Source organism: Roseburia hominis (genome assembly GCA_040702975.1).
Lineage (GTDB): Bacteria > Bacillota > Clostridia > Lachnospirales > Lachnospiraceae > Allocoprococcus > Allocoprococcus hominis_A.
Window position 1 is genome coordinate 4001426 of the sequence record CP159990.1, and the last position, 25080, is coordinate 4026505.

Genomic DNA, 25080 nt, shown 5'->3' on the forward strand with positions numbered 1-25080 from the left:
ATAGAATCCGTCTATACAGAACCTTTCTGTGATAAACGGATTCTATTTTTCGATGAATGGAGCCCCAGGGAGGACAAATGGAGACCTTTTTACCAGTGGAACGTCTCCTTCATATCCTCAATTCTGCCTTTCGACAGGGGAATCTGACTGTGCTCCGCATTATTCAGGATCAAAACATAACTGTTCTTTGTCCATTTTTCAAACCGTTCCACCTTCTGGACATTTACCAGATAGGAACGATGGCATCGGAAGAACCCTGATTTCTTAAGTGTCTCCTCCAATTCATACATTGTCTGCTGGGTCTGGAACAGAGTCCCCCTGACAGACAGATACGTGCATTTGTTCAGGCTTTCTATGTAATCAATATCCTTCGGTTCAAACAGGAGGGTGCTGTTTCCGGATTTGGCGGGAATCTTTAGTATTTCCATTTCCTGTTCCCCGGTATCCTCCTCTTCCTCCTCATGCTCCACCTCATGAAAACGATCGTCTTCTATATAAAAGGCTGTTCCCGGCATCAAAAGCGCATGTCTGAGGGACGAGTTGGTCGTAATAAAGTGAACGCCCTCTTCACTGCTTTGCTCCACCCAGGTCAGTACCCGTTTCATATCCGGCTCACTTAAATTAAGAAGCGGTTCTTCCAGGAAACATACCCCGGCGCGCTGCATACTGACTCTGGCGATTCCCACCTTCACATAGTCTCCCGGCTTTAACGCATTCATCTTCCTGCCTTTGATCTCACCTAATCCGAACTGTTCCATCACGGATTCCACGGATTCCTTTGCATCTAAAATGTCATGAAAAAATCTCACATACTCCCGTACGCTCATACGATCATAGCCCTTGTCTTTCAAAGTCACAAACGCCACTGAACCGGGAGAGGACTTTTCTATCACATAATTTAAAAACTCTTCCGACTTTTCCCGGTTACATTCCACATGAATGCTTCCATGTTCCGAAAGACTTTTTATAAGCTCCGAAGCAGAGCTGTAAACCTTCGTACTCAAAACCTAAATTACCTCTTTCCATGCTGCTTCTTTAAAACCCGGGATTGCAAAATCCTCCCCTACCAGAATCGGGCGCTTTACCAGCATACCGTCGGTGGTAAGCAGCTCATACTGCTCCTCCTCCGTCATATTCGGCAGCTTGTCCTTAAGCGCCAGTTCTTTATATTTCATACCGCTGGTATTAAAAAAACGTTTCAGCGGAAGCCCGCTCTTCTTATGCCAGGATTTTAATTCATCAATCGTCGGATTTTGCTCCACGATATGCCGGGACGTAAAATCCACCTCGTTTTCAACAAGCCATTTCTTTGCCTTCTGACAGGTACTGCACTTTGGGTATTCTACAAATAACATTTCTTTGTCCTCCTCTATTTTCATCACATATTATCCCCGAAGAGAGGCTATGATCCGGTTGGGATTAAGCAGAAGATCCAGGCCGTCCTGCATGGACCGCACACAAATATCTGCTTCTTTAAATAATTTTCCGTACATTCCCTCTCTGTCCATAATTCCTATAGATAGAGCCGCCTCTTTCAGCATTCCTTCGTCGTTGCGTCCGTTTCCGATTGCCACGCACCTTCGGCCGCCGGTCGATTTTACCAGCTCTTTCTTATATTCTTTTGCATTTCCCGTGGGAAATGTCTGGAGCACCACCGGAAGGCCTGCGCACTGTTCCTTCGCGTTGCCGTTGGTATCCGCCGTCAGAACATAGATTTGAAACAATTCCCCCAGGGCGGCAAGGCGCTCTCTGACGCTTGTGGGAATGATTCCGTCCACAGCTATGGTTCCGTTAAAATCCAAAAATAGTGTGTCAACCTCCAGGGTTTTATATTCCGGTATCTTTAGTATCATAGATGTACCTCTCAAATTCTACTATTTGCTATGTGATCGACTCCATAAACAGATTTTTCACATTACCTTCATTATAATACATACTGCCCAAAAACGCATCTGTTTTTCCCGTCCGTAATCTCAACTCTTCCTATAACCAATATTTTACTGAAACATTTTCCCTTCCTTCGGGCACACTAACCATCATAAAATAACATTATAGAAAGGACTTCAAACCATGAAACACGCAAAATATATTCTTCTCCCCATACTTTTCCTGCTTCCCGGCTTTCTGCTGAATGGATGCAGCCGCGCAAACACCTACGCGCCTGTCGCAAATGCCGAAGAAGCCTTCGACTACACCAAGGCGCGGCAGACTCTTACCTCCCACGTATCCGACACCGTGTCGCGGGTTGAGAACACCATGCCGTCTGGGACGCCTGCGGAGCAGCAGTCGCAATTCTTCGCGCTGAAGCATGAGATTGAAACCGTGGAGAAAGAGCTGGAGGAATACGACCATCAGCTTGAAAATGGCTTTTTGAACAACTCCCTCTCTCTCAAAGACTATCAAATCTACAATGCCCGGCTGGATAACCTGGAGGATCTGCTGGACAGCGCCGAGGAGCGGCTTGACTTTTCCTTCGGAATGGAGCTATAAATCCCCTGCGCCGCGAATCAGTTTCTCCAGTTCCTTTGCCGCCAGGCTCAGGGGCCTTCCGGAGTCCTTGATCAGGCAGATATACCGGGAAGGTATCGTTTCTTTCAGCTCGACCTGGAACACTTCCCCCTCTTCAAGGGCTTCTTTCGCGAGGCTGTCCGGCAGAAATCCCAGCCCCAGATCATACCTCACCATCGGCAGGATCTGGTCTGCGGTGGCCGCCTCAATATCAGGGTGCAGAATCGCACCGTACTGGGAAAATATCTGACTGTAGAACTCATAAGTCTTCGTTTCCCGCCCCAGACAGACCAAAGGGTATTCTGTCAGCTCCTTTATCGATATCCGCCTCTTTGCAAGCTCTTCAAAATGTTTTCCCGCGATCAGGATCTCCCGAATCTTTTTTAGACGGACCTCCCGCAGGGTACGGGCCGCTCCGGTGGGCGAGGTGACGACCGCAAGTTCCACCAGACCGCTCTTTACCGCGGCTACGGCCTGCGGGGTGGAGTGATTATGGATCTGTATACGAATTCCCGGCCAAACAAGATGAAATTGTTGCAGCACTGGGAGAAGAAGGCCGTGAAGTGCCGTCTCACTGGCACTGATCGCTACATTTCCCTCTTCCAGATTCCGTTTCCCCGATAATTCGTATTCCCCCGCCTGCAGTTGCTCCTGCGCAATCTGCACATGGTCAAACAGCTTCTTTCCCTCCGGAGTCAGGGTGACCCCCCGATTGGAACGAATGAACAGGCGGCAGGCGAGTTCCCGCTCCAAATTGTTCATAGCCCGGGTAATATTGGGCTGGTTGCTCATGAGTATCTTCGCTGCGCGCGTAAAACTCTGATATTTTGCTACATAATAAAAAATTCTGTAATAATCGTAAGTAACTGCCATCGTCTTCTCCTGCTATGCCTTGCAACAAAAACGCCAGGAAACATTTCCGGCCTCCTGACGTTCTTATTTTTCATAACATTACCGGGTCATTTAGCTGCGCATTGCACCGTCAACGGACAGAAGCTCTCCCGTCACGTAGCTTGCCAGGTCACTTGCCAGATACAGGAATGCGTTGGCAATATCCTCCGGTTCTCCGATTCTCCTAAGCGGAATCGCACCAATCAGCGGTTTTATCATCTGCTCCGGAAGCGCTGCAACCATGTCAGTCTTTGTGATGCCCGGTGCCACCGCATTCACACGGATATTGCTGGGGCCCAGTTCTCTTGCCAGAGACCAGGTCAGTCCGTTGACCGCATATTTACTTGCCGGATATGCAACGCCGCTGGGCTGTCCGCTGATACTTACCATGGAGCTGGTATTCAAAATACAGCCGCCGCCCTGTTCTTTCATAATCTTTACGGTTGGTATGATCGTATACATAAGCGCATTCACATTCAGATCCATGACCTTCTCAAACTGCTCACCCGTATATTTGTCGATAGGCGTGCTGTCTGAAACTCCGGCATTATTTACCAGAATATCAATTCTTCCGTACTGTTCTTTCACTTTCTCGATCGCTGCTTCCACTGATGCCGCGTCTTTCAGGTTCGGATAATCGCCACTTACTTCCCAGTCAGCGTTTTCCGCTTTCAATGAAGCAAGTGCTTTCTCGACCGTCTCAGCCCTGGAGCCGAATAATACAACCTTAGCGCCATTTTCCAGATACTTTTTCACGATCGCGTATCCGATTCCTCTTGTACCGCCTGTAACTACCGCTACTTTTCCTTTTAACATAGCCTGTTCCTCCTTGTCCGTTTCATTTCTCGCTACTGTTCACTTCCAATGCCGTCATGAGTTCCTTCATTATTATATGACAGAACTGCTATATGCAGATAACTCCACATATCGAAAACGTTGTACTGTTTTTATTATAATATAAGTATGTCTGATATGTCAAAAAATTATATCTACTATTTCATATATATATTTTACATTGCCAAAAAATAAAAGTATAATACTTGAGGAAGTCAAATCATGAATTTGGAGGCATACATATGAATAAAGATCTGACCGTAGGAAAACCGGAGACTGTGCTCTGGAGATTCTGTCTGCCCTTGTTTGGCAGTATCATTTTCCAGCAGCTCTACAACATCGCCGACAGTCTGGTCGCCGGAAAATTTATCGGTGAAAATGCGTTGGCCGCAGTGGGAAACAGCTATGAAATCACTTTAATTTTCATCGCCTTTGCCTTTGGATGCAACATCGGTTGTTCCGTCATCGTATCCCAGCTCTTCGGCGCTAAAAACTATACTTCTATGAAAACCGCAGTTTACACCACCATCATCGCGAGTGCAATCCTCTGCGCAGCCCTGATGCTTAGCGGTATTCTCGGCTGCGATGTCCTGCTTCGGCTGATTCATACGCCGCAGGAAATTCTGGCCGATTCAGAATTGTACCTGGATATTTATGTATGGGGGCTTCCCTTCATGTTCTTCTATAATATAGCCACCGGCATTTTCTCGGCCCTCGGCGACTCACGGACCCCGTTTCTCTTTCTGGCGCTTTCCTCCACCTCCAATATCGCAGTGGATATCCTGTTCGTCACTGCATTTGGCATGGGCGTGGACGGCGTCGCATGGGCGACCTTTCTCTGCCAGGGAGTGAGCTGTATTCTGGCCCTTATCGTTGTACTTAAAAGGCTGAGAACCATAGAAACCCCTGCGAAACCAGCGCTTTTCTCATGGAGTATCCTGAGAAAGATTGCGGTCATTGCTATCCCCAGCATTCTTCAGCAGAGTTTCATTTCCATCGGAAATATCATAATCCAAAGCGTCATCAACAGCTTTGGTGCCAGCGTGATCGCCGGATATTCCGCCGCTGTCAAGCTGAATAACCTGGTTATTACTTCCTTCACTACCCTGGGAAATGGTATTTCCAATTACACCGCGCAGAATCTGGGAGCAAAGAAGCTGCCGCGTATCAAAGACGGCTTTCGGGCGGGACTTAAAATGGTCTGGACTCTTAGCGTACCGCTGGTGCTGCTGTACTTCCTGGCAGGCCGTTTCCTTCTGTACCTGTTCATGGATAACGGAAGTACCGCCGCGATCCGCACGGGAATTCAGTTCCTGCGTATCCTGTCCCCATTCTATTTCGTAGTTTCCGCCAAGCTGGTAGCCGACGGAATCCTCAGAGGCGCAGGACTTATGAAGCGGTTCATGTCCTCCACCTTTACCGACCTGATTCTCCGTGTCGTGCTGGCGGCAGGCCTTTCCCGAATCCTCGGCTCCGTGGGAATTTGGTGTGCATGGCCGATTGGCTGGACGATTGCGACCACAATGTCCATACTGTTCTACCATACCGGGCCGTGGAACCGGGCGGCAAATGGAGAAATGCAAGAGAACATGAATTTGAGTGATTAGCCCGTCCAAAAATGCACAATAACTGCATAATTATCGAATATGCAATTGTTCTACATTTTACACATAACCGCTTCTTTTATCGTGAACTATGAGACGACAAAACAAACCTAAAGGAGAGTATAGCAATGCTTCAATATAGAGAACTGTGTGCAGAGGAAATCTGCCGCGAATTATTCCATTATTTTATCCGCCGCCAGAACGTCACCAAATGCTGGCGCAAAGAAAATGACTGCTGGGTCATCAAAGACGACCCGTTCATTGACGATTGGACGGAAAATGATTATTATTTTCTAGTCAAATGTCTCAAAAACACTGTCACTTCCGGTGGATTCGTCTATGCTGCTTTTGACGACGGCCGTCTGAAAGGATTTACCTCTGTTGAGCCTTCTTTATTCGGCGGCTCGCAGTGTTACCTCGATTTGTCTAGTCTTCATGTATCAGAGGATATGCGGGGCAGGGGAATCGGTAAATCCCTGTTTCTGGCCGCGAAAGAATGGGCCGGACAGCACGGTGCCCGTAAGCTCTACATTTCCGGCCATTCCGCCGTTGAGACCCAGGCATTTTACAAGGCGATGGGCTGCGTCCCCGCAGAGGTCCATCATATGGAGCATGTGGAGAGGGAGCCTTATGACTGCCAGCTTGAATGTGAGCTTTAACAGATCCTGCGCTTAAAACAGGGCATAGGTATTTTATTCTGACACCGGGCGGCCGTCCAAAGACAGCCGCCCGGTTTTCTACGATAATATTTACTTGATTCTTTATTTCTCGTTTTTCTTTTTCTGCCAGTCTACTTTTGCAAATTCGTTCATAAAATCCACGAGAAAATCCGCAGTGGTTTCCAGCATTTCTTTGCCCCACTCTGTGGTTGCCTCCCTCGGATGGTCCGGGCCGATCCAGCCACTGTCCGTAATCCGTCTGATGCTGCGGGGAATGGTAATCGGCACTCCCCTGTAATCGCAGACCTGATAACCCTTAGCTTTGATATTCTCTGTAAGATCGTACAGAACCAGGTTTCCCCCTATCTCATTTTTATCGACCAGATCGGGATTAATGCCTAATATAGCTGCAGTTTCTTCTGCCCCGCCATGACCGCCTTTCCATTTCGGATCCAGCTCTCCTGCAATGAGCCACCAGTTAAGAATCGCCGTAAGACAGCCCTTTTTCTCGTACTCTGTTCCAACTCGCTGAATCGTGGAAACATTTCCTCCATGTCCGTTCAGCATCACAAATTTTCTGGCGCCATGCAAATACAGGTTTTCCACTACCTGCTTTAGAAATTCGTAATAGACATCCGGCGCGATACTGATGCTTCCCGGATAATCCGTCAAATCCTGACATATTCCATAAGGAATCGAGGGTGCAATCAATATATCGCTTTTTTCCTCGATAAGTTTCGCTAAATGCTCCGGAATCAATGCGTCCGTTCCCAGCGGCATATGTCTCCCATGACTTTCAATGCTTCCAAGAGGCAGAAGCACCATATCATTTTCCTGAAAATACGTTTCTGCCTGAGGCCATGTTATGTTTTCCAAACGCATATCTGCTCCTCCCATCCTGCCCTATTTCAACGCTTTTTCGATAAATAACCGCATCTCTGCAATCGTCTTCCAGTAGGCCTCGCCGCTTCCCCTGTCATGAGCGCCTTCCGCGAGAACACGGAGCAATATCGGATTACAGCTTCTGTTTTTTTCCTGCATAAGCGCAGCAAATTTCTTTCCATGATAAGGCGGCACATTATTATCGCACTCACCCGTCTGTATATAGGTAGCCGGATATTCTACTTCCCGCACATTATGATACGGAGAATAACTCAGCATATACTCAAACATCTCTTTACTCTCCAAGGGATTTCCATATTCCTGGATATATCTCGGTCCATTATCATCTCTCGTAAACCGGATCATATCCGTGTGTGGAACCGAATCAATGACACAGCCGAACAGATCCGGGCGCATGGTCACGAGCACAGACATCAGAAGTCCTCCATTGGAACAGCCGTCAATCCCTATCTTTTCCGGCTTCGTCCACCCATCCTGTATCAGTTGCTCGGTAACGCCGATAAAATCATCATAACAATTCCGCTTTTTCATCTGCATTCCGTCTTTGTGCCACTTAGCGCCAAATTCATTGCCGCCGCGAATATTCGCCAGCACATAGATTCCGCCTTGTTCCACCCAGTCGCCGATCACGATTCCCGTCACCATATCACGATACCAGGGCGTCATGGAGGCATTATAACCGCCATATGCATAGATAATCGTCGGATTGCTACCGTCTCTTGGCACGTCTTTTCGGTGTACAAAGAAGTAGGGGATCATTTCCTCGTCTCCTTTGGAGGGCGCCCATTTCTGCTCCACGACAAGATCTTCATACCGTTTTTCTTCCGTTTCAAACAACATCTCAAAATTCTCTCCGTCAAATTTTAAAATACTTGCAGGGCGGGTAAATGATTCAAATGTCATCGTCGCCTCCTTTTGTGAGCACGACAGAAGAGAGGCTGTTCCGATCGCGTCCGGAAGTGCAATCTTGGTTTCCCGATCTCCTTCTATCTTTATAAGCACAGACGCAACATTTCGCTTTGCAAGCAGGAAAATGCTGTCGCCCAGAACAAAACCGCCCTCCAGCATATCAGCAGTTCCTTCCCGCACTATGCGCGCCTCTGCAAGTGTATTCTCCTTGTCAACGGCAATCAGAGCTCCCATTTCAAACTGACTCTTTGATATAAAATAGTGTGTTCCCGCCTTGGTTCCGATATAATGAATCTCTTCTGCGTCGCTATTGATCACATGAATCTTGCCTGTATTTTCCTCGATTGCCACATATCTCCAGTTAGAGAAATCGTCCCAGAGCTCTACTATTATATGCTCTTTATCCTGAGCACAGTAAAGCATCGCAATCCCTGCCGTACCGCACTCCTCATAAACGGTCGTCTCTTTCCCATTTAAAATGTCATAGCAGACCACTTTCAGAGTTGTTAATTTCGTCTCTTCATCGTAGTATGCATGTCCTATGTAGAAATTCAAATGGTTCGCCGACCATACGCCTGACCATGCGGAATCTCTCTGCTCTATTACCTGCTTTGTAATTCTGTCCATAACGAGATAGGTGCCTTTATTATCACCATCCTTCATGGCCTGAATGGCAATGTATCTGTCATTGCACTCTGACAAAGCCGCGCCAAAAGGAGTTATATGCTCGATATCGTAGCGTTTGAGAATCGGCTCTTCGTTTTCCATATTCTTGTCGAGGTGCACAATAGCATGGAAGCCGCCCTTTGATGTGACGGCAATATACCCATCTTCACACCGTTCCAGAGAAGTGAACGTCCGCGCCGGTTCCGCCGCCTTTAATTCTCCTATTTTTTTCTCAAGCATTTTCTCATCGAACCATTCGTCGGTTCTCTGGTTCTCATCTGCTACCCACTTCAGTACTTCCGGGTCTTTGGCATTCTCCAGCCATCTGTAGTTGTCGACTAATTCATGTCCAAAAATTTCTTCTACAACCGGTCTTTTTTGTGTCTTCATGTTTCTTTCCTCCTTGCTTCTCCACCCCATTCCGGTCGGTGTTAAACGGATGCCACTTGCACCCAACACCCCGCGGAGCATTTTCGTTTTATAGAAAATACTTTCCTGGAAAATAATAAAATCCTGTTTACTCCACGCATCACCGACAGGTAATTATATCTTTTTTCAACATCTGCATCACAATGCCAAGTATTGTAAACGCATTTACACTTATAAAGTATAGGGTAAACGCATTTATGTGTCAAGTAAAGGGCATTGCTTTTATGTGAGAAACGTGTATAATCCCATCTTTGACAGTAAAAATCCGTAGATTGCTGTAAAATCAAGCTTTCTACGGATTTTTTTGTTGTTCAAAATGTAGCTATATATTATTACTTTTTCTTCTTTGAGGCTCGTATTATTTTCCTCATATTTACATCAGTTATGATTTGATAATCGGTACGGAATCCGGCTGTTTCGTGTAGTCTGTCCGTCAGATCCGTCCTTGTATAAACGGGTGTGTACCCCAGTTTCTCACCGGGGCGGGCCATCATCATGTTCTTTAAAGTATCTATGATTTCCTCACATGTATAGGCTTCTTTGAGTTCCTTTTCCAGAATCCTGTAGATAACAAGTGCTATAAAACAAGTGATGAAATGGGCACGGATATGGTCTTCTGTCTGAAGGTATACGGGGCGGGCCCTGAATTCCGTTTTCATGACCCGGAAACATTCTTCAATCTCCCAGCGCTTCTTGTTGATTCTTACGATCTCTTCTACACTCATATCATCCAGGTTCGTGCATACAGCATAGAAACCATCATAACGTTCTTCTTCCCGGATTGCATCTGTATTAAGATACACGATCTCTTCTGAGCAGACTTCTCCATCTTTGGTTGCTTTCTCTCTGGAGATAAATCTGTGCGGGTCATTCTGGTTCTTGGGACGCTGTTTATACTTCCCATCATTAATAAGCTGCTGTGCACGCTCGACCTGCCCGTTCCGGATCTTCCTCTGATAAGCTTTATATTTTGGAGAAAAAGAAACGACCAGATGTTGTTCTAATGGCTGGGCTCCTTTTTTGATCTTCCGTTGGGAGAGGTCCTCTTTGATCCAGCGATCCTTATAAAAAATGTTTTTATAATTCTTTGCTTCATCGATCTCGTTGAGATTAAAGGTTTCATCAGAACCTGGCAGGTGCCATCCGTCTGGATCAAGTGCAAAATCCTTGAGATAGTCAGGCAGCTGTTTTATGGATTGTATGGTAATAAAACTACGGAGCTGTACACCATTAATCTTTCTGTCATTGAACTTCCGGTTTGTCTTGGAAGAAAGCCCTGCATCTGTACAGACGATGATCTGGTCAAGTCCGTAATCGCGGAGTACTTTTTGCTCCAGTGGTTTCAAAGTGGGCTGTTCATTTTTGTTTCCGGGATAAATATCGAAGGCCAGCGGAATGCCGTCGTGATCCATGAACAGTCCCATACCAACGATAGGGAGGGGCTGGTGCTGTTTGGATTTTCCATAGCGGCGCAGATCATCTGCCTCTTCAATCTCAAAGAAGTAATTCGTACAGTCATAATAAAGGACATCTTTCCTGCGTTCGCAGACCTTCTGGCTGTTTTTATAAAGCTGTGCCTGTATAAGATCATTTTCTTCCGAAAGGACAGAAAGGGTCCTGTAGATGTCATGCAGTTCGAATGTGGGCTGCTCAATAAATTTCGTGGCCTGTCTGTTGGAGGACAGTTTTGAAGATGGATAAAGAATTCTTGTATAAATAAGCTTCGAAAGGACATCATTCAAATCATAAGCAAAAGAATGACGGGAGGAAATATCCCTGCATATTTTGTCCAGCCCCAAACTATAATAAATGTTCTGCAGGAAGAGATAACCGCAGTTAAAAAGCTTCTGTTCATTTTTCTTCAGGAGCTTTGAAGGAGAATAGCTGATAAGGATTTCTTTGTTCTCATCATACTCTTTGCGATTTAATTCATTGACATACTCCTGTGCCCATACATAGGGATCCTTACCACCGGCTTTTGCGGTGACTTCTGTCAGGTTGCCAAGTTTTTCAACTGTGACAGTGGTCACACGGCCATCTGGTTTTCGGATTGTTTTCTGTACATAAAAGGATGCAGAATTTTTCGATTTGCTTACTGTAAGTTTCATGGCAAACACCTCCTAATCCTTATTATACCACATATAGCTACAAATAGCCACAACAAAACGAATAAGATTTGACAAAAAAATACAGGCTTTATGGGGCCTGCAAGTACTTTTTCCATTATTTAACTGTCAAACTCCCGGCATTCTCCAGCCATCTGTAGTTGTCGACTAATTCATGTCCAAAAATTTCTTCTACAACCGGTCTTTTTTGTGTCTTCATGTTTCTTTCCTCCTTGCTTCTCCACCCCATTCCGGTCGGTGTTAAACGGATGCCACTTGCACCCAACACCCCGCGGAGCATTTTCGTTTTATAGAAAATACTTTCCTGGAAAATAATAAAATCCTGTTTACTCCACGCATCACCGACAGGTAATTATATCTTTTTTCAACATCTGCATCACAATGCCAAGTATTGTAAACGCATTTACACTTATAAAGTATAGGGTAAACGCATTTATGTGTCAAGTAAAGGGCATTGCTTTTATGTGAGAAACGTGTATAATTAAGAAAAACAGTTAACAGGAGGTATATCATGCAGCCAAAGACAGCCTTCACAAGATTATCCGAAGAGCGGAAGCAAGAATTAATTGAAAAAGCAAAAGATATTTATCTGTCCCAGCCATATGAGAAGATCACTGCGCGCATGCTTCTTTCCTCCATGGGAATTAATTCTGCAACCTTTTACCGATACTTTAATTCAAAGGATGACTTATTCTTATATATATACGATTTGTTATCAAAACAAGCAGATTCACAGACAGATTATGACAAAGTCTATACCGAACTGCTTCGTGTCAGCGACTATTTAAATGAGCGGGATGCCAGGTTTTTAAAACTGATTTATACAGTGCCGGAATCGGTCGTACACCGCATATATTTTGATAATAAAGAAAACCTGGAATTGTATAAAAAAATGGTCCAGGCTGAAAAAACGGCAGGACTTCTCCAGGAAGACGCCGATGTTGACCTTTTAGCCTGGATGAACATGACCGGGAAATATAATGCGCTGCTCTATTACAGAAGAACCCATGATTCATTTGACGAAAATGATATTCACAATTTTTTCAATTATATCAGCATGGACCTTTTAAAACATGGATATTTTAAGAAATAACTTTAAATATTACTTGTAGAATTCCAGGACTGCCTCCGCAAAACGTTCCGCCATTCCTTCTCCATACTGCGCAACACTCCGTGAGGGTCAATAGGTATTTTCTATTTCTCTTCACCAGAAACTTGTATCTGAGTCCCCAAGAGAGTAAAATCATATAAATAAGGAGGCGATTTCCATATGTGGTTCGTATTCGCATTATTATCTGCAATATTTGCAGCACTCACCTCAATACTGGCAAAGGTCGGTATTGACGGCGTAAATTCCAACCTTGCCACCGCGATCCGTACCGTGGTCGTGGTCGTTATGGCCTGGGGAATGGTATTTCTCACGCATACGCAGAGCGGGATATCTGCGATCAGCCGAAAAAGCTGGATCTTTCTGATTCTATCCGGCCTTGCGACCGGGGCGTCGTGGCTTTGCTATTACCGGGCACTACAGCTCGGCGAGGCGTCAAAGGTCGTTCCCATCGACAAGCTCAGCGTCGTGATTACCCTGATTCTTGCTTTTGTATTTCTGCATGAAGAATTTACCACAAAATCACTCATTGGCTGTATTTTAATAGGGGCCGGAACTTTGGTGATGGTTCTGTAGTCCTGCTTCCCCGGCAATTTAGCTCCCTGACCCATTTGACAACCATCTACATAGGAGGAAAATCATGTCAAAAACACGTAACATTTCCTGGAAATTTCTTATAAAAGTTTTGTTTCTACTCATATGTTTAGGGGTACTGCTGATATTTGGAATAAATTTCTATGTCAAAACCTCCGTCAAATCGTGTATTATTTCTTTAGAGGATGCCTCTTCCCTTATGGACCGGGACTGCATTTTAGTTCTCGGTGCTGGAGTACGTGACGACGGAAGTCCTTCGCCGATGCTGAAGGACCGCCTGGATACCGGAATAGATCTTTATCTTAATGAGAGCGCTCCCAAGCTGCTCATGAGCGGAGATCACGGGCACAAGGACTATAATGAGGTACAGACTATGAAAGATCTGGCTATGGAAGCAGGAATCCCTTCCGAAGATATCTTCATGGATCACGCCGGATTTTCCACCTATGACAGTTTGTACCGGGCGCGGGATGTATTTCAGGCAGAGAAGATTATTATTGTATCCCAGGAATACCATCTGTATAGGGCTCTGTATATCGCCCGCGCTCTGGGGCTTGACGCCTACGGGGTTCCTGCCGATACCCAAAGATACGCCGGACAGACTGTGCGTGACCTGCGAGAAATCGCGGCGAGAGATAAGGATTTTCTTACCTCCCTCTTTAAGCCGGCTCCCAAATATCTGGGTGAAGCCATTCCGGTGAGCGGGGACGGTAATCTGACGAACGACTAGAAAATAATGCCCCTTTTCCTGTTCCTACAATATAACCGAAAAGGGGCGTGCAACATTCTGCTTTTCCAATACGCAAGACTTTTAACCAGAGGAGTGAAACTTTATGAATTCCCCAAAGATACCTGCTTTTTCCAAGAGACTGCTTTGTAGCCTGCTCTTTCTTCTCGTAAGTTTTGGCTTGCTCTTTGCTGCGCAGCATTCTGCCTCATTTGCGAACTGGTATACGGAACATATCTACGTTCTTCTGGTAAACGTGATCGGCCGTTTTTTTGGTATCTTTCCTTTTTCTTTTGTGGAGATGGCACTTTATGGTGCGATCTTATTCTGGTGCGGATATTTCCTCTTAGTTCTCGTGCCTTGTAAAACGGCCGAATGGCCATGCGGGATGCCCTTGGGTATACCTTGTAAAACGGCCGAATGGCCATGCGGGATGCCCTTGGGTATACTTTCCGGAAAAACAATCCTGGTAAAACAAAAAGACGCCTTAAAAGGCGACCGTTCCAATCAAGCCTCAACCTCGCTTTTTGTGCGTTGGAAGAATTTCGGTCTGAATTTTCTTATATTTGCTTCTTCCCTGTTTCTTAGCTACACGTTATGCTGTGGGATCAACTATGGGCATGATTCCTTTTCCGAGTCGGCCGATTTTCAGATTTCTTCTTATTCTGCGGAAGAGCTGGCTTCCCTCTGCGACTATCTGACCGGGGAGGTGAACCGCCTGGCTCCGCAAATGAAACGGGATTCCGACGGCGTGGCCATAATCAAGGGAGAAAAACATTCCGAAATTCCTTCCAAAGCCCGGGAAGCCATGACAAATCTGGGAACCATTTTCCCGGAGATGGCGGGCTATTACCCTCTGCCGAAACCACTTATGTTTTCCTACATATTATCCATTCAAAATCTCACCGGAGTCTATTCTCCCTTTACGATAGAAGCCAATTACAACAGTGATATGACTGACTATAATCAACCTTTTACTGCCTGTCACGAACTTTCCCATCTCCGGGGATTTATGCAGGAAGAAGAGGCTAATTTTCTTGCTTTCCTGGCGTGTATCTATGCCGAGGACGCTTCTTTTCAGTACAGCGGCTACTTAAGCGGATGGCTATATGCCTCCAACCAGCTCTATCACGCAGATCCAGATGCATATGAGACAATCCGCGGCAAACTGGATCAAAACGCCCTGGCCGACCTGCGTGCCAACGATGCGTTCTGGAGCGATTATGACGGGCAGGTAGCCGAGGTAGCCGGTCAGGTAAACGACAACTATTTAAAAGCGAACGGACAAAGTGACGGAGTGGCGAGCTACGACCGGATGGTAGACCTTATGATGGCTTACTACACACAAGGTTTAGAAGAATAACTCCTCATCACTTCTATTGTTTGCTATTGTATAAATCTCATTTTATAAGTTCCCGTCTTTAAATTTATTTTCAATTATTTTTCTAACTACCGATTGCATTTTCTCAATAGTCCTTTTATAATGAATAAGGGAACCAGAATATTCGTTCTGGTTTCTTCTGCCGATACACCATTCTATTACAAAAGTTGTATCGGCGCTTTTCAGCTATTGAAATTTTTTACATTTTTCAAAAGAGGAGCTATTCATGAAAACATTATCATTTATCTTGCAATACATTAAGAAATACCGGTTCCGGTACGCCGCCGGAATCCTTACACTATTTGTCGTGGATTTCGCCAACATCTTCATTCCAAAGGTGACCGGCACCATTACCGATGGCTTAAAGGCCGGCACCATGAACTGGGAAGGAGTAAAGTTCTGCCTGCTTCAGATCTTTCTTCTCGGACTTACCCTTGCGCTCGGCCGTTTTCTTTGGAGGTTCTTCCTGTTTGGCGCCTCCCGCAATATCGAGCGTGATATCCGGGACGACATGTTCGCGCACCTGGAGACGATGGATGTAGAGTATTTCAACGAGCACAAGACCGGCGATCTGATGACTCGTTTTACCAGCGACTTAAACGCCGTCCGTATGGCGATCGGCCCCGCGATCATCTGCGTGTTCGATGCCTGCGTCATGACGGTCATGGTCATTTTCCAGATGATACACTATGTCAATCTTAAGCTGACCCTTATCGTCCTGATTCCTATGGTCCTGATTTGCATCGGCGATTTCTTCTACGGGAAACTGATCCATGCCCGTTACATGGACCGCCAGAATGCGTTGTCAGACCTGACGGATTTCATACAGGAAAGTTTTTCCGGCGTGCGCGTCATCAAAGCCTTTGTTCAGGAGCGCGCGCAGTTCCGTGCATTTGCGCGGGCCAACAAGAACACCATGGACAAGAACCTGCGTGTTGTGAAGATGTTTGCCATAATGGAACCGCTTTTGGAGCTGGTCATCGGGCTTTCCTTTCTCGCCACCCTGCTTTATGGCGGGTATCTGGCGTTGACCGGAGAGATTACCCTTGGACGGTTCGTGGCGTTTAATCAGTACATCAACATGCTGGTGTGGCCTATGATCGCCTGCGGCGACGCGGTAAATCTGTTTTCCCAGGGCTCCGCTTCTATCCGCCGTCTGCGCCAGGTATTTGAGGACCAGCCGGAGGTTACTGATACCGCACATGCACAAGATGTAAATGCACTCACAGGTGAGATTACATTTTCCCATCTGACCTTTACGCACAAGGGGCATACTGAGCCCACACTCAAGGATATTAACTTACATGTACCCGCCGGGACGACACTGGCGGTGATCGGGCGCACCGGAAACGGCAAATCCACCCTGGTCAACCTCCTGCTTCGCCTTTACAACACGAAACCGGGCATGATTCTCCTGGACGGCCGGGACATAGGTGAGATCTCTCTGAAAGCTCTGAGGGAAAATATTGCCTACGTGCCCCAGGATAATTTCCTGTTCTCGGACACCTTAAAGTCCAATATTGCATTCGGCGCCGGGGACGAAGACATCGATGCCGTCGTAAATGCGGCCGCTCTGGCCTGTATCCATGACAATATTGTGGCGTTCCCGGACGGCTATGAGACCATCGTCGGGGAGCGGGGCGTTACCCTTTCGGGCGGGCAGAAGCAGCGCAGTTCCATCGCCCGGGCGCTTATGAAGGACTCGCCGATTCTGATTCTGGACGACGCTTTATCGGCGGTGGATACGGATACGGAGGAGCATATTCTGCGTAATCTGAAAAAGAACCGCCAGGGCAAGACCACGATCCTGATCGCCCACAGAATCTCCACGATCCAGAATGCAGACATCATTCTGGTGCTGGAAGACGGCGAAGCCAGGGAGATTGGAAATCATGCCGAACTTATGAAAATCAATGGTATTTATAAAGAAATGTTTGAGAAACAGCAGTTAGAGAGCCAGGAAGGAGGCAAGATGCAATGAAACGCTTAATGACATACTTAAAGCCTCACAAGTGGGTCATGACCGCAGCGACCATTCTGGTGCTGTTCATCATCGCCGTCTCCTTATACCGGCCGATCATCATCGGAAATGCAATCGATAACTATATCAACGTAAGCGAAACCACCTATTCCGTTTCCTATCGGTTCAACGGTCTTATAAAGGCCGCCGGGGTGTACCTTCTTATGCTGATCTTAGAATTTGTACTAAATTATCTGGACACCTGGATGCTGCAGAAAATGGGCCAGCAGATCATTTACCGCATGCGTGAGGAAGCATTTGCCCACATTCACAGTCTGTCCCTGAATTTCTTCAACACGACTCCGGTGGGGAAACTGGTGACCCGTGTCTCCAATGATACGGAGGCTGTGAACGAGCTGTTCTCGTCGATTCTGGTGAAGCTGTTCAAGAATGTGGTGAAGATTATCGGCTACGCCGTAGTCATGCTTTCCATCGACCCGAAAATGGCAGGTGTTTCCTTCCTGCTGCTTCCGCTTGTCACGGCTCTCACCTTCTTTTTCCGGTTCCTTTCAAGGAAAGCCTATCAGATTACCCGGACCCGGATCACGGAGCTTAATACCTTCCTCTCCGAGCACATTTCCGGCATGCGATTGATTCAGATTTTCGCCCGGGAGGAGATGAAATATCAGGAATTCGCCGAAAAATCCCGCCTGCTGTTTCGGGCGAACTGGCGCGAAGTCATGACTTTTGCCATCTTCCGTCCTTCCATCTACATGGTATCTATCATCGCCATGATCATCGTGATCGGAACCGGAAGCCACGCCGTACTGGAGGGCACCTTATCACTGGGCACCCTGTTTATCTTCATCACCTATATCAGTTCCTTCTTCGAACCGATTCAGGAGCTTGCAGAGCAGTTCGGAACCCTTCAGTCTTCTCTTGCTTCCGCCGAGAAGCTGTTCAGTATCATGGACGTGCAGCCTGAGATTGTAAATGCCGCTCACCCCGTTGATGTCAATATCCGGGGGCGGATCGAATTCAAACATGTATGGTTTGCTTACGAAAAGGACGATTACATATTAAAAGATGTGAGCTTTACGATTGAGCCTGGACAAAAGGTTGCTTTTGTCGGAGCGACCGGGGCAGGCAAGACCTCGATCTTGAACCTGATCGGCCGTTACTTCGATATTCAAAAAGGCGAGATCCTGATCGACGGCGTGAATATCCGCGATATTGACACCGACGTACTGCGCAGCGCCATCGGACAGGTTCAGCAGGATGTCTTTATTTTCACCGGAGATATCAAGGCAAATATCTCCCTGAACAATGACTCCCTTTCATTGGAAGAGATTCAGGAGGCCGCCCGTATTGTAAATGCGGACACCTTCATTCAGAAGCTGCCGGGCAAATACGACGAACCCGTGACGGAACGGGGCAGCACCCTCTCCGCCGGTCAGAGACAGCTCCTCTCTTTTGCCAGAACCCTGGCATACCGCCCGACGATTCTGGTGCTCGACGAGGCGACTGCCAATATTGACACGGAGACCGAGACCCTGATCACCGAGGCTCTGGAGCGCCTGATGGAAGGCCGGACGACTATTATGGTCGCTCACCGGCTCTCCACGATTCAACATGCAGATAAGATCATCGTGATGGACCACGGGCAGATTCAGGAATCCGGAACACATCAGGAACTGCTCTTGCGGGATGGAATTTATAAGAAGCTTTATGATTTGCAGTTGGTAGATCAATAAAATACCCCATAGCAAGCTACGGAGTATTTTACCCTCGCGGCAGTCGTTTGGCTCGTTGCCCGCGGGAATAAATGATGAAATGTGCGCCTTGTGGCGCACACATACGAAAACGCCCTAACCATGGGCGTTTTCTTGTTTGCAAAAAAGCCGTGTCCTCGTCAGTCCCCAATCAGCACTTCTTTTCCCCGAAATGCAAAACCATACTTTCGAATCCGTTCATCTGGAATTCCCCTCTCTTTCAGAACGCTGTCATATTTTTTCTTTTTGATCTGCTCTAGGGCTTCCTGCACCGTATCTTCGAGCGTAGTCTCCCTCCGCGGATTGAAAACTTTAAACTCCAGAATCACTGCATCTAAGCCTTCTTTTTTGGGCTCCAGTACCACATCATATCTTCCAAACCCGCTCTCCCTGTTTGACCAAATGGCATACTGATCTGTCATATCCACCATCAGTCCCAGTACAAATCCATGGTAAAAACGCTCCGGTTCCTGCTTTTGGGACGGGCGTTTCCCGGTATCAAAATAGCTGAACGTATTTTCCGCCACCCGGTTCATATATTCATTCATTGCATCGAGATCGCCTTGAAGAAGTGCCTGTATAAAATCGTTATAATCCGACTGGGTGGCTCCAAACCACCCACGCACCATGTTCCGGAACATCAGCCTCACTTCATAATTAGTAAATTCCAACTCATAAACCGGATTTTCTGCCGGCTGTTCTCCATAAGGCAGCTCTACATTCTTTACTTTTAAATAACCACAGGCCAGCAGAAGGCTCCAGAGGGCATTCTCATCCTGATTCAACTGACTATATACAATCTGCTCATCCAACTGTGTTTTTAAAGTCCCGCCGACAAGCAACGCTTCAAAAGACAGTTTTATATTTCTACTGCCCTCCCGAATCAGTTTTCCGACCAGGCTATTACTGCTCGTATTGGCCCAATAGGTCCCCAATCTGCCTTTGTCCAGGTAATTAATAATAGACCACGGATTATAGATATCCGGCTTTTCACCAAATATAAATCCGTCATACCATTCCTTTACTTCCTCTTTTTTCTCCGAAAATCCATATGCCTTTAGCGCTGAAAACACCTCGTCCTCAGTAAATCCAAAACAGTCTTCGTATTTTCGTGAGGTTGTAGTAACCACTTCCAGATTGTTTAAATCAGAAAAAATCGACTCCTTGCTGACTCTGGTAATTCCGGTCATAACCGCGCGTTCCAAATACTGATTTCCTTTAAAGGTCGCATTGAAAAAATTTCGCATAAAGGAAGAAAGTTCCTCCCAAAATCCATTTACATACGCTTCCTGTATCGGGGTATCATATTCATCCAGAAGAATCAGCACTTTTTTTCCATAATATCTGCTCAGATAGTTTGACAGCTGCTGTATGGACAGCGTTGCCGCATAATCCTCCATCTCCGGTCCTATTTTATGAAATTCCTGCTTTTCACTTTCACTCAGCAAATCTCCGTCCAGCAGAAAATGGTACCTGCGGTATAACAGCTGAATGATTTTACAGATTTTCTTCCTCGTCTCCGGAAATGTCGTTTCTTTTATATCGGCAAAGCTCAAAAAAATCACCGGATACGTTCCCTGCAGGCTGCGATATTCCTCTTTCTGCCAAATAGATAAACCCTCAAATAGGTCATCCCGTCCCTGATACGTGACGGAAAAGAACTGCTCCAGCATCCGCATCGTCAAAGTCTTTCCAAAACGTCTCGGGCGTGTGATTAGCGTCACATCATCCTGCGATTCCCACCATTCCTGTATAAACTTCGTTTTATCAACGTAAAAGACATCCCGCTCTCTGATTTTCGCAAAATCCTGCAAACCAATTCCTACTGTTTTCGCCACTTCTATTCACCAGCCCTTCGTTTCCCGCCTGTATTTACATCAAACACTACACCAATTATAGCAGAAAGTCTATGGATTGGGAGTCCTTTCATCAAAGCTTCTTCACAAACTCCAGCAATTCTCTCATACTTCCGGAATATTCTGTCTCTATCGGAAGGTTCTTCTTATTCTCCAAGGTGTCCGTCAGCAGATACGTCTTTACCCCAAGCTGCCGGATCGCCAGATCCTCCTCCACGTCATTTCCCACCATCAGGCATTCTTCCGGCTTCAAGCCGAACTGCTCCATTATACTGCTGAAATAGGCTGGATTCGGTTTGCAAAAACGGTTGTCCTCATAGGTCGTGATAATCCGAAAATCCTCCGCATCAAGTCCCGCCCAGCGAATCCGGTTCATCGTACAGCAGCGCGGAAATACCGGATTGGTTGCCAGATACACCTGGATTCCCTTCGCCTTTGCCGTCTTTACTACCTCATTTGCCAAGGGCGTAGGCTTCGTAACCGCAATCGTTTTGTTAAATTCACCCTCGTAAAACTCAAGCGAAATCTCCTCCGCCTCTTCCCTCGACATGGGAATGACCTCGTCCATAAAGTTCCAGAACGCATCCTGGTTCGTCCTGCTGCCATCATTTCCGACCATCGCCGCATATCCCTTCCACACTGCTCCGATAAAGGCCTTCGGGTCCACTTTTACCCCGTGGGAAATATAATGCTTTGCCAAAAGCGGCAGATAGAACTCTACATATTCGTCCTGCACCATCGGTAGTAATGTTCCATCAAGATCAAATAATATATGTTTTATCATCGTTTTCCTATGCACTCCATTCTTCCTGTTACACTTAACTACTCGTTATATCGGCATTTGCTGATTCAATTTCTATATCAACTTTTTCTCCAACACATTTTATCCTAAACCAGGTTAATCTCAATTTTATATCATTTTCTCCATTTTTCCAACTGTTTTTCTTTGATTTCATCTGTTTTGAAAAATGAAATTTTAAATTTAGTTTCATCTCACCCGTTTTTCATTTTCTATCTTATCCTCTCGTGACAGTAGATATGCTTGCCAAGACATGCTATAATCTTTTTATACTCAAATGACAACTATATTTATGGAGGTAGCAGTTGCTGCTAAGCAGAAAGAATTGAAAATAAATTGACGTCTAATGGAGATTTGGAGGTGTTTATGAAGAACAGAAAAAATCTACTGGTACATTTAGTATCCCTTTTAATCTTATGTGTTGGGTACGTTTTGACCAGATATATTTTCTTTGGCATTCACGGAATGAAGCAATGGCCACTTGTTCTATTTATATGCGGTGTGGTTGTGATTGTGATATCGTTTATTTGCCAGGCAAATCTAGTCCCTGTTTTTACGGCAGTTACGTATATCATTGGATTTATTGCAGGTGTGATTTTCCAGACAGATGGTATAGATGCTGGTGGCGGCAAAACAAATAATCTTTGGATTATCTGGACAGTTGTATTTGCTTGTTCTGTTATATCTGCCAGTATCAATGAGCTGATTGCTGCATGGAAGAAGCAATCTTCTACTACATAAGAAATAAAAATCCCGTTTTCATAAACTGGAAAAATCGGGAGTTGAAGAAAGGGAAAGGAGAAACTATATGTTCAGATATGTTCATACCAATATTATTGCTAAAGACTATCGGAAGCTGATTGCTTTTTATAAGGAGGTATTCCATTGTAAAAGTATAGGCGAAACAAGAGATTTGCGTGGGGAATGGCTTGACAGACTAACTGGCATTCCTAATGCACATATAGTCGGCGAACATCTTTGCCTGCCGGGATATCAGGAAGACCACCCTACACTTGAAATCTTCTCTTATGACACAATGGGAAATACCGACAGCGGTGTAAATAAGTGTGGAATAGCACATCTCGCATTTGAAGTAGATGACGTAGAAAAAACTTTACAACTCTTACTTCAAAATGGCGGTAGTCAAATCGGAGAAATTGTAAAGACAACATATGAGGATGGAAGAAAAGCCGTCTTTGTATATGCGACAGACTGTGAAGGAAATATTGTTGAGTTACAAAGCTGGTCATAGGTTATAAACAACCAAATTTGAAAGAGAGGGAATGATGAGTAAATTCAAAAAACTATTATTTTCAGAAAATGGAATGAAAATCGTAAATGTAATGTTTTTCTTGTCTTTACTGATTCGTAATGTAGGATTTATCTTTATTGCGTACATCCTCTGGATTATCTACCTGATATTTTGCATTAGGAATGCCTCCTCCCAATCAGGTAAGCTTATTTACAAAGCATTCCTTGGATTTGCTGTAATAATGGTTTTACTTAATATCTATTTTATGTTGAAAGCATAATGTAATTCCCGTTTATTGGATAAAGGAATCAAAAGTTAGCGAGGTAGACGAAAAATGGAAATCAGAACTTTCCGTAGTGATGATATATCAGGTGTTTGCAATTTAATAAATTCAGAGCTGGGATATGAGGTTTCTTGCGAAGATTTAAAAACGAGAATTTTACAAATACAAGAAGATAAGAATTACATGATTTTTACTGCTGTTGGCAATAAAGAAATAATCGGATTTATTGGATTGCAAATGTGTCTTACATTTGAAATCACAGGAAAAATTATGCGTGTTATTGCGTTAGCGGTGGCCCATGATTTTCAGGGCCAGGGAATAGGCAGTGCCTTGCTTCAAGAAGCGGAGAAGTACGCCAATAAAAATGATATTTCAACTATTTTAGTGAACAGCGGACTTAAAAGGGCACAAGCGCATCAATTTTACGAGAAACGATCTTTTTACAAAAAAGGATATAGCTTCTGTAAACGGCTAAAATGATAACTTCCGGTTTATCCGGCTGGAAAACAAAATTGGATTGGAGATAAAGAGTGATGAAATTAAAAAATATATTGATTGTTGTGAAAGATATAGAAAAATCAAAACAGTTTTACCATGATCTGTTTGGCCTTGAGATGGTACTTGATAATGACGGTAATATGATTTTAACGGAAGGCCTTGTTCTCCAGGATCAGAAAATCTGGGCAAAATTTCTTGAAAAAGATATTATTTCAGAGAGCAATTCCTGCGAACTGTATTTTGAAGAACATGATATAGAAGCGTTTGTTCAAAAGCTTGAAAAGCTATATCCTTCAATCAAATACGTCAACCGGCTTATGATGCATAGCTGGGGGCAGAAAGTCGTTCGTTTTTACGATCTGGATGGGAATTTGATTGAAGTGGGTACGCCAATGTAATGCGAGGATTCCCCTATTTCACGAGCATATATTGGACGCAGTAATCAAGCAGGGCTATGACAGTCCTGACAGCTTCACCAGAGCCCTTGTCGGTATATCGAAAAATAGTTTTCTATAAAAAGTGTGTAAAGGGGCTTTTTCACAGCCCCTTCTATCCCTCGCTAAGTGATTCATAATAAGAATAATCAACAAGCCCACTTATTTCATCCAATGCCCCTGACTCCAATTCTTTAACCATTAAGCATTCCGGATGCGGCAATTTAATAGCCTGGCCGGCTTCAATTCCATATTTGTAGCTCGCCTGAAAACCGCGGGGATTATAATTGCGGGGATTGCCCTCCACAAGGATTGCTTTATATCCCATACCTTTTGCTCTTTCAAACCCATATTCCAATAATTCTTTCGAAATATGCTGCCTTTGTAATTCCGTTTTTACAGCGACAGGCGTTAGCATCAACAATTCATTCTCATATTTCCCTTCGATATGAAATCGTGAAAACATTGCATATCCAATGACTTCATCATGCTCATCAACCATAATGAGTTCTAATTCGGGAAGGTAGTATTTCTTTGACCGTATTTCTTCAACTAATTGCCGTACCACCCTGCCTTCTTCAGGATTTTTATATTTTGCAAAAACGTCTTCCACTAATTCAAGAGATGGCAGAAGATATTTATTTTCCATAGACTTTATAATTCTTTCCATTATTTTCTAACCTCCCAAAAGCCACTTGTTATGTGCGTATTTTAAATGTCTTCGGCGCAAAGTGGTAGACCAGGATACTTGCCACGATGCAGTAAAGCACACAGAACAAAATAGTCATAATCTTTATCCCAGGATTCCTGTACAAAAACAGCTGTACTCCAATAACAAGTAAAACACAAACACAAGCAATCTTCCCGGTCGAGTTCCAAAGAATCTT

24 protein-coding genes are annotated in these 25080 nt (G+C 45.1%); 13 read left to right on the forward strand and 11 right to left on the reverse strand.

The window, feature by feature from the left end:
- Positions 1-89 precede the first annotated feature (89 nt).
- Genes ABXS75_18575 through ABXS75_18585 form a run of 3 tightly spaced genes read right to left on the reverse strand, consistent with a single transcriptional unit; the run spans position 90 to position 1853 of the window.
- Complete coding sequence (locus ABXS75_18575; protein XCP85002.1) at positions 90-1004, reverse strand: LytTR family transcriptional regulator DNA-binding domain-containing protein; 915 nt, start codon at positions 1002-1004, stop codon at positions 90-92.
- A 3-nt stretch (positions 1005-1007) separates the two neighbouring features.
- Entirely contained in the window at positions 1008-1355 is a 348-nt protein-coding gene (locus ABXS75_18580) for an arsenate reductase family protein (GenBank protein XCP85003.1), read from the reverse strand.
- 30 nt (positions 1356-1385) lie between these two features.
- On the reverse strand, positions 1386-1853 hold the full coding sequence (locus ABXS75_18585) for an ATPase P (protein ID XCP85004.1): 468 nt from the start codon (positions 1851-1853) through the stop codon (positions 1386-1388).
- 217 nt (positions 1854-2070) lie between these two features.
- Between ABXS75_18585 and ABXS75_18590 the strand changes: the two genes are divergently transcribed.
- Positions 2071-2490, forward strand: coding sequence for a hypothetical protein (locus ABXS75_18590; protein ID XCP85005.1), 420 nt, complete (start codon positions 2071-2073; stop codon positions 2488-2490).
- On the opposite strand, the gene ABXS75_18595 is transcribed toward ABXS75_18590, so the two are convergent.
- Positions 2485-3381 carry a LysR family transcriptional regulator gene (locus ABXS75_18595; GenBank protein XCP85006.1) on the reverse strand — a complete coding sequence of 299 codons (897 nt, stop codon included), beginning with the start codon at positions 3379-3381 and terminating at the stop codon, positions 2485-2487. The two genes, ABXS75_18590 and ABXS75_18595, sit on opposite strands and share 6 nt — an antisense overlap.
- A 90-nt stretch (positions 3382-3471) precedes the next feature.
- Positions 3472-4215 (reverse strand): SDR family NAD(P)-dependent oxidoreductase, encoded by a 744-nt coding sequence (locus tag ABXS75_18600; GenBank protein XCP85007.1) that lies wholly within the window; start codon positions 4213-4215, stop codon positions 3472-3474.
- Positions 4216-4475: 260 nt separating this feature from the next.
- Between ABXS75_18600 and ABXS75_18605 the strand changes: the two genes are divergently transcribed.
- Positions 4476-5840: an MATE family efflux transporter gene (locus tag ABXS75_18605; GenBank protein ID XCP85008.1), complete on the forward strand. Its 1365-nt coding sequence runs from the start codon at positions 4476-4478 to the stop codon at positions 5838-5840.
- Positions 5841-5965: 125 nt separating this feature from the next.
- Positions 5966-6496 (forward strand): GNAT family N-acetyltransferase, encoded by a 531-nt coding sequence (locus tag ABXS75_18610; GenBank protein ID XCP85009.1) that lies wholly within the window; start codon positions 5966-5968, stop codon positions 6494-6496.
- A gap of 102 nt (positions 6497-6598) precedes the next feature.
- Here the strand turns inward: ABXS75_18610 and ABXS75_18615 are convergent, their stop codons facing one another.
- From ABXS75_18615 to ABXS75_18625, 3 genes are all read right to left on the reverse strand, one after another.
- Positions 6599-7378 carry a creatininase family protein gene (locus ABXS75_18615; GenBank protein ID XCP85010.1) on the reverse strand — a complete coding sequence of 260 codons (780 nt, stop codon included), beginning with the start codon at positions 7376-7378 and terminating at the stop codon, positions 6599-6601.
- 21 nt (positions 7379-7399) lie between these two features.
- Complete coding sequence (locus ABXS75_18620; protein ID XCP85011.1) at positions 7400-9364, reverse strand: prolyl oligopeptidase family serine peptidase; 1965 nt, start codon at positions 9362-9364, stop codon at positions 7400-7402.
- Positions 9365-9735: 371 nt separating this feature from the next.
- On the reverse strand, positions 9736-11511 hold the full coding sequence (locus ABXS75_18625) for an IS1634 family transposase (protein XCP85012.1): 1776 nt from the start codon (positions 11509-11511) through the stop codon (positions 9736-9738).
- Positions 11512-12040: 529 nt separating this feature from the next.
- On the opposite strand from ABXS75_18625, the gene ABXS75_18630 reads away from it, so the two are divergent.
- The 6 genes from ABXS75_18630 (at position 12041) to ABXS75_18655 (ending at position 19053) form a co-directional block, all read left to right on the forward strand.
- Positions 12041-12622, forward strand: coding sequence for a TetR/AcrR family transcriptional regulator (locus ABXS75_18630; GenBank protein ID XCP85013.1), 582 nt, complete (start codon positions 12041-12043; stop codon positions 12620-12622).
- 177 nt (positions 12623-12799) lie between these two features.
- Positions 12800-13213: an EamA family transporter gene (locus ABXS75_18635; protein XCP85014.1), complete on the forward strand. Its 414-nt coding sequence runs from the start codon at positions 12800-12802 to the stop codon at positions 13211-13213.
- A gap of 64 nt (positions 13214-13277) precedes the next feature.
- Entirely contained in the window at positions 13278-13961 is a 684-nt protein-coding gene (locus ABXS75_18640) for an ElyC/SanA/YdcF family protein (GenBank protein XCP85015.1), read from the forward strand.
- A gap of 436 nt (positions 13962-14397) precedes the next feature.
- Complete coding sequence (locus tag ABXS75_18645) at positions 14398-15321, forward strand: DUF3810 domain-containing protein (GenBank protein XCP85016.1); 924 nt, start codon at positions 14398-14400, stop codon at positions 15319-15321.
- 244 nt (positions 15322-15565) lie between these two features.
- Positions 15566-17320, forward strand: a complete 1755-nt coding sequence (locus ABXS75_18650; protein XCP85017.1) for an ABC transporter ATP-binding protein — start codon at positions 15566-15568, stop codon at positions 17318-17320.
- Entirely contained in the window at positions 17317-19053 is a 1737-nt protein-coding gene (locus ABXS75_18655) for an ABC transporter ATP-binding protein (protein ID XCP85018.1), read from the forward strand. The genes ABXS75_18650 and ABXS75_18655 overlap by 4 nt, the downstream gene beginning before the upstream one ends.
- A gap of 158 nt (positions 19054-19211) precedes the next feature.
- On the opposite strand, the gene ABXS75_18660 is transcribed toward ABXS75_18655, so the two are convergent.
- Together ABXS75_18660 and ABXS75_18665 are read right to left on the reverse strand one after the other, a co-directional pair.
- Positions 19212-20909: an AAA family ATPase gene (locus ABXS75_18660; GenBank protein ID XCP85019.1), complete on the reverse strand. Its 1698-nt coding sequence runs from the start codon at positions 20907-20909 to the stop codon at positions 19212-19214.
- A gap of 91 nt (positions 20910-21000) precedes the next feature.
- A complete protein-coding gene (locus tag ABXS75_18665) occupies positions 21001-21711 on the reverse strand; it encodes an HAD family hydrolase (GenBank protein ID XCP85020.1) in 711 nt (236 codons plus the stop codon).
- A 381-nt stretch (positions 21712-22092) separates the two neighbouring features.
- Between ABXS75_18665 and ABXS75_18670 the strand changes: the two genes are divergently transcribed.
- From ABXS75_18670 to ABXS75_18685, 4 genes are all read left to right on the forward strand, one after another.
- On the forward strand, positions 22093-22467 hold the full coding sequence (locus tag ABXS75_18670) for a hypothetical protein (GenBank protein ID XCP85021.1): 375 nt from the start codon (positions 22093-22095) through the stop codon (positions 22465-22467).
- A 67-nt stretch (positions 22468-22534) separates the two neighbouring features.
- Positions 22535-22978, forward strand: coding sequence for a VOC family protein (locus ABXS75_18675; GenBank protein XCP85022.1), 444 nt, complete (start codon positions 22535-22537; stop codon positions 22976-22978).
- 334 nt (positions 22979-23312) lie between these two features.
- Positions 23313-23741, forward strand: a complete 429-nt coding sequence (locus tag ABXS75_18680; protein XCP85023.1) for a GNAT family N-acetyltransferase — start codon at positions 23313-23315, stop codon at positions 23739-23741.
- A 53-nt stretch (positions 23742-23794) separates the two neighbouring features.
- Entirely contained in the window at positions 23795-24157 is a 363-nt protein-coding gene (locus tag ABXS75_18685) for a VOC family protein (protein ID XCP85024.1), read from the forward strand.
- Positions 24158-24308: 151 nt separating this feature from the next.
- Here the strand turns inward: ABXS75_18685 and ABXS75_18690 are convergent, their stop codons facing one another.
- A complete protein-coding gene (locus ABXS75_18690; GenBank protein XCP85025.1) occupies positions 24309-24863 on the reverse strand; it encodes an N-acetyltransferase in 555 nt (184 codons plus the stop codon).
- Positions 24864-25080 lie beyond the last annotated feature (217 nt).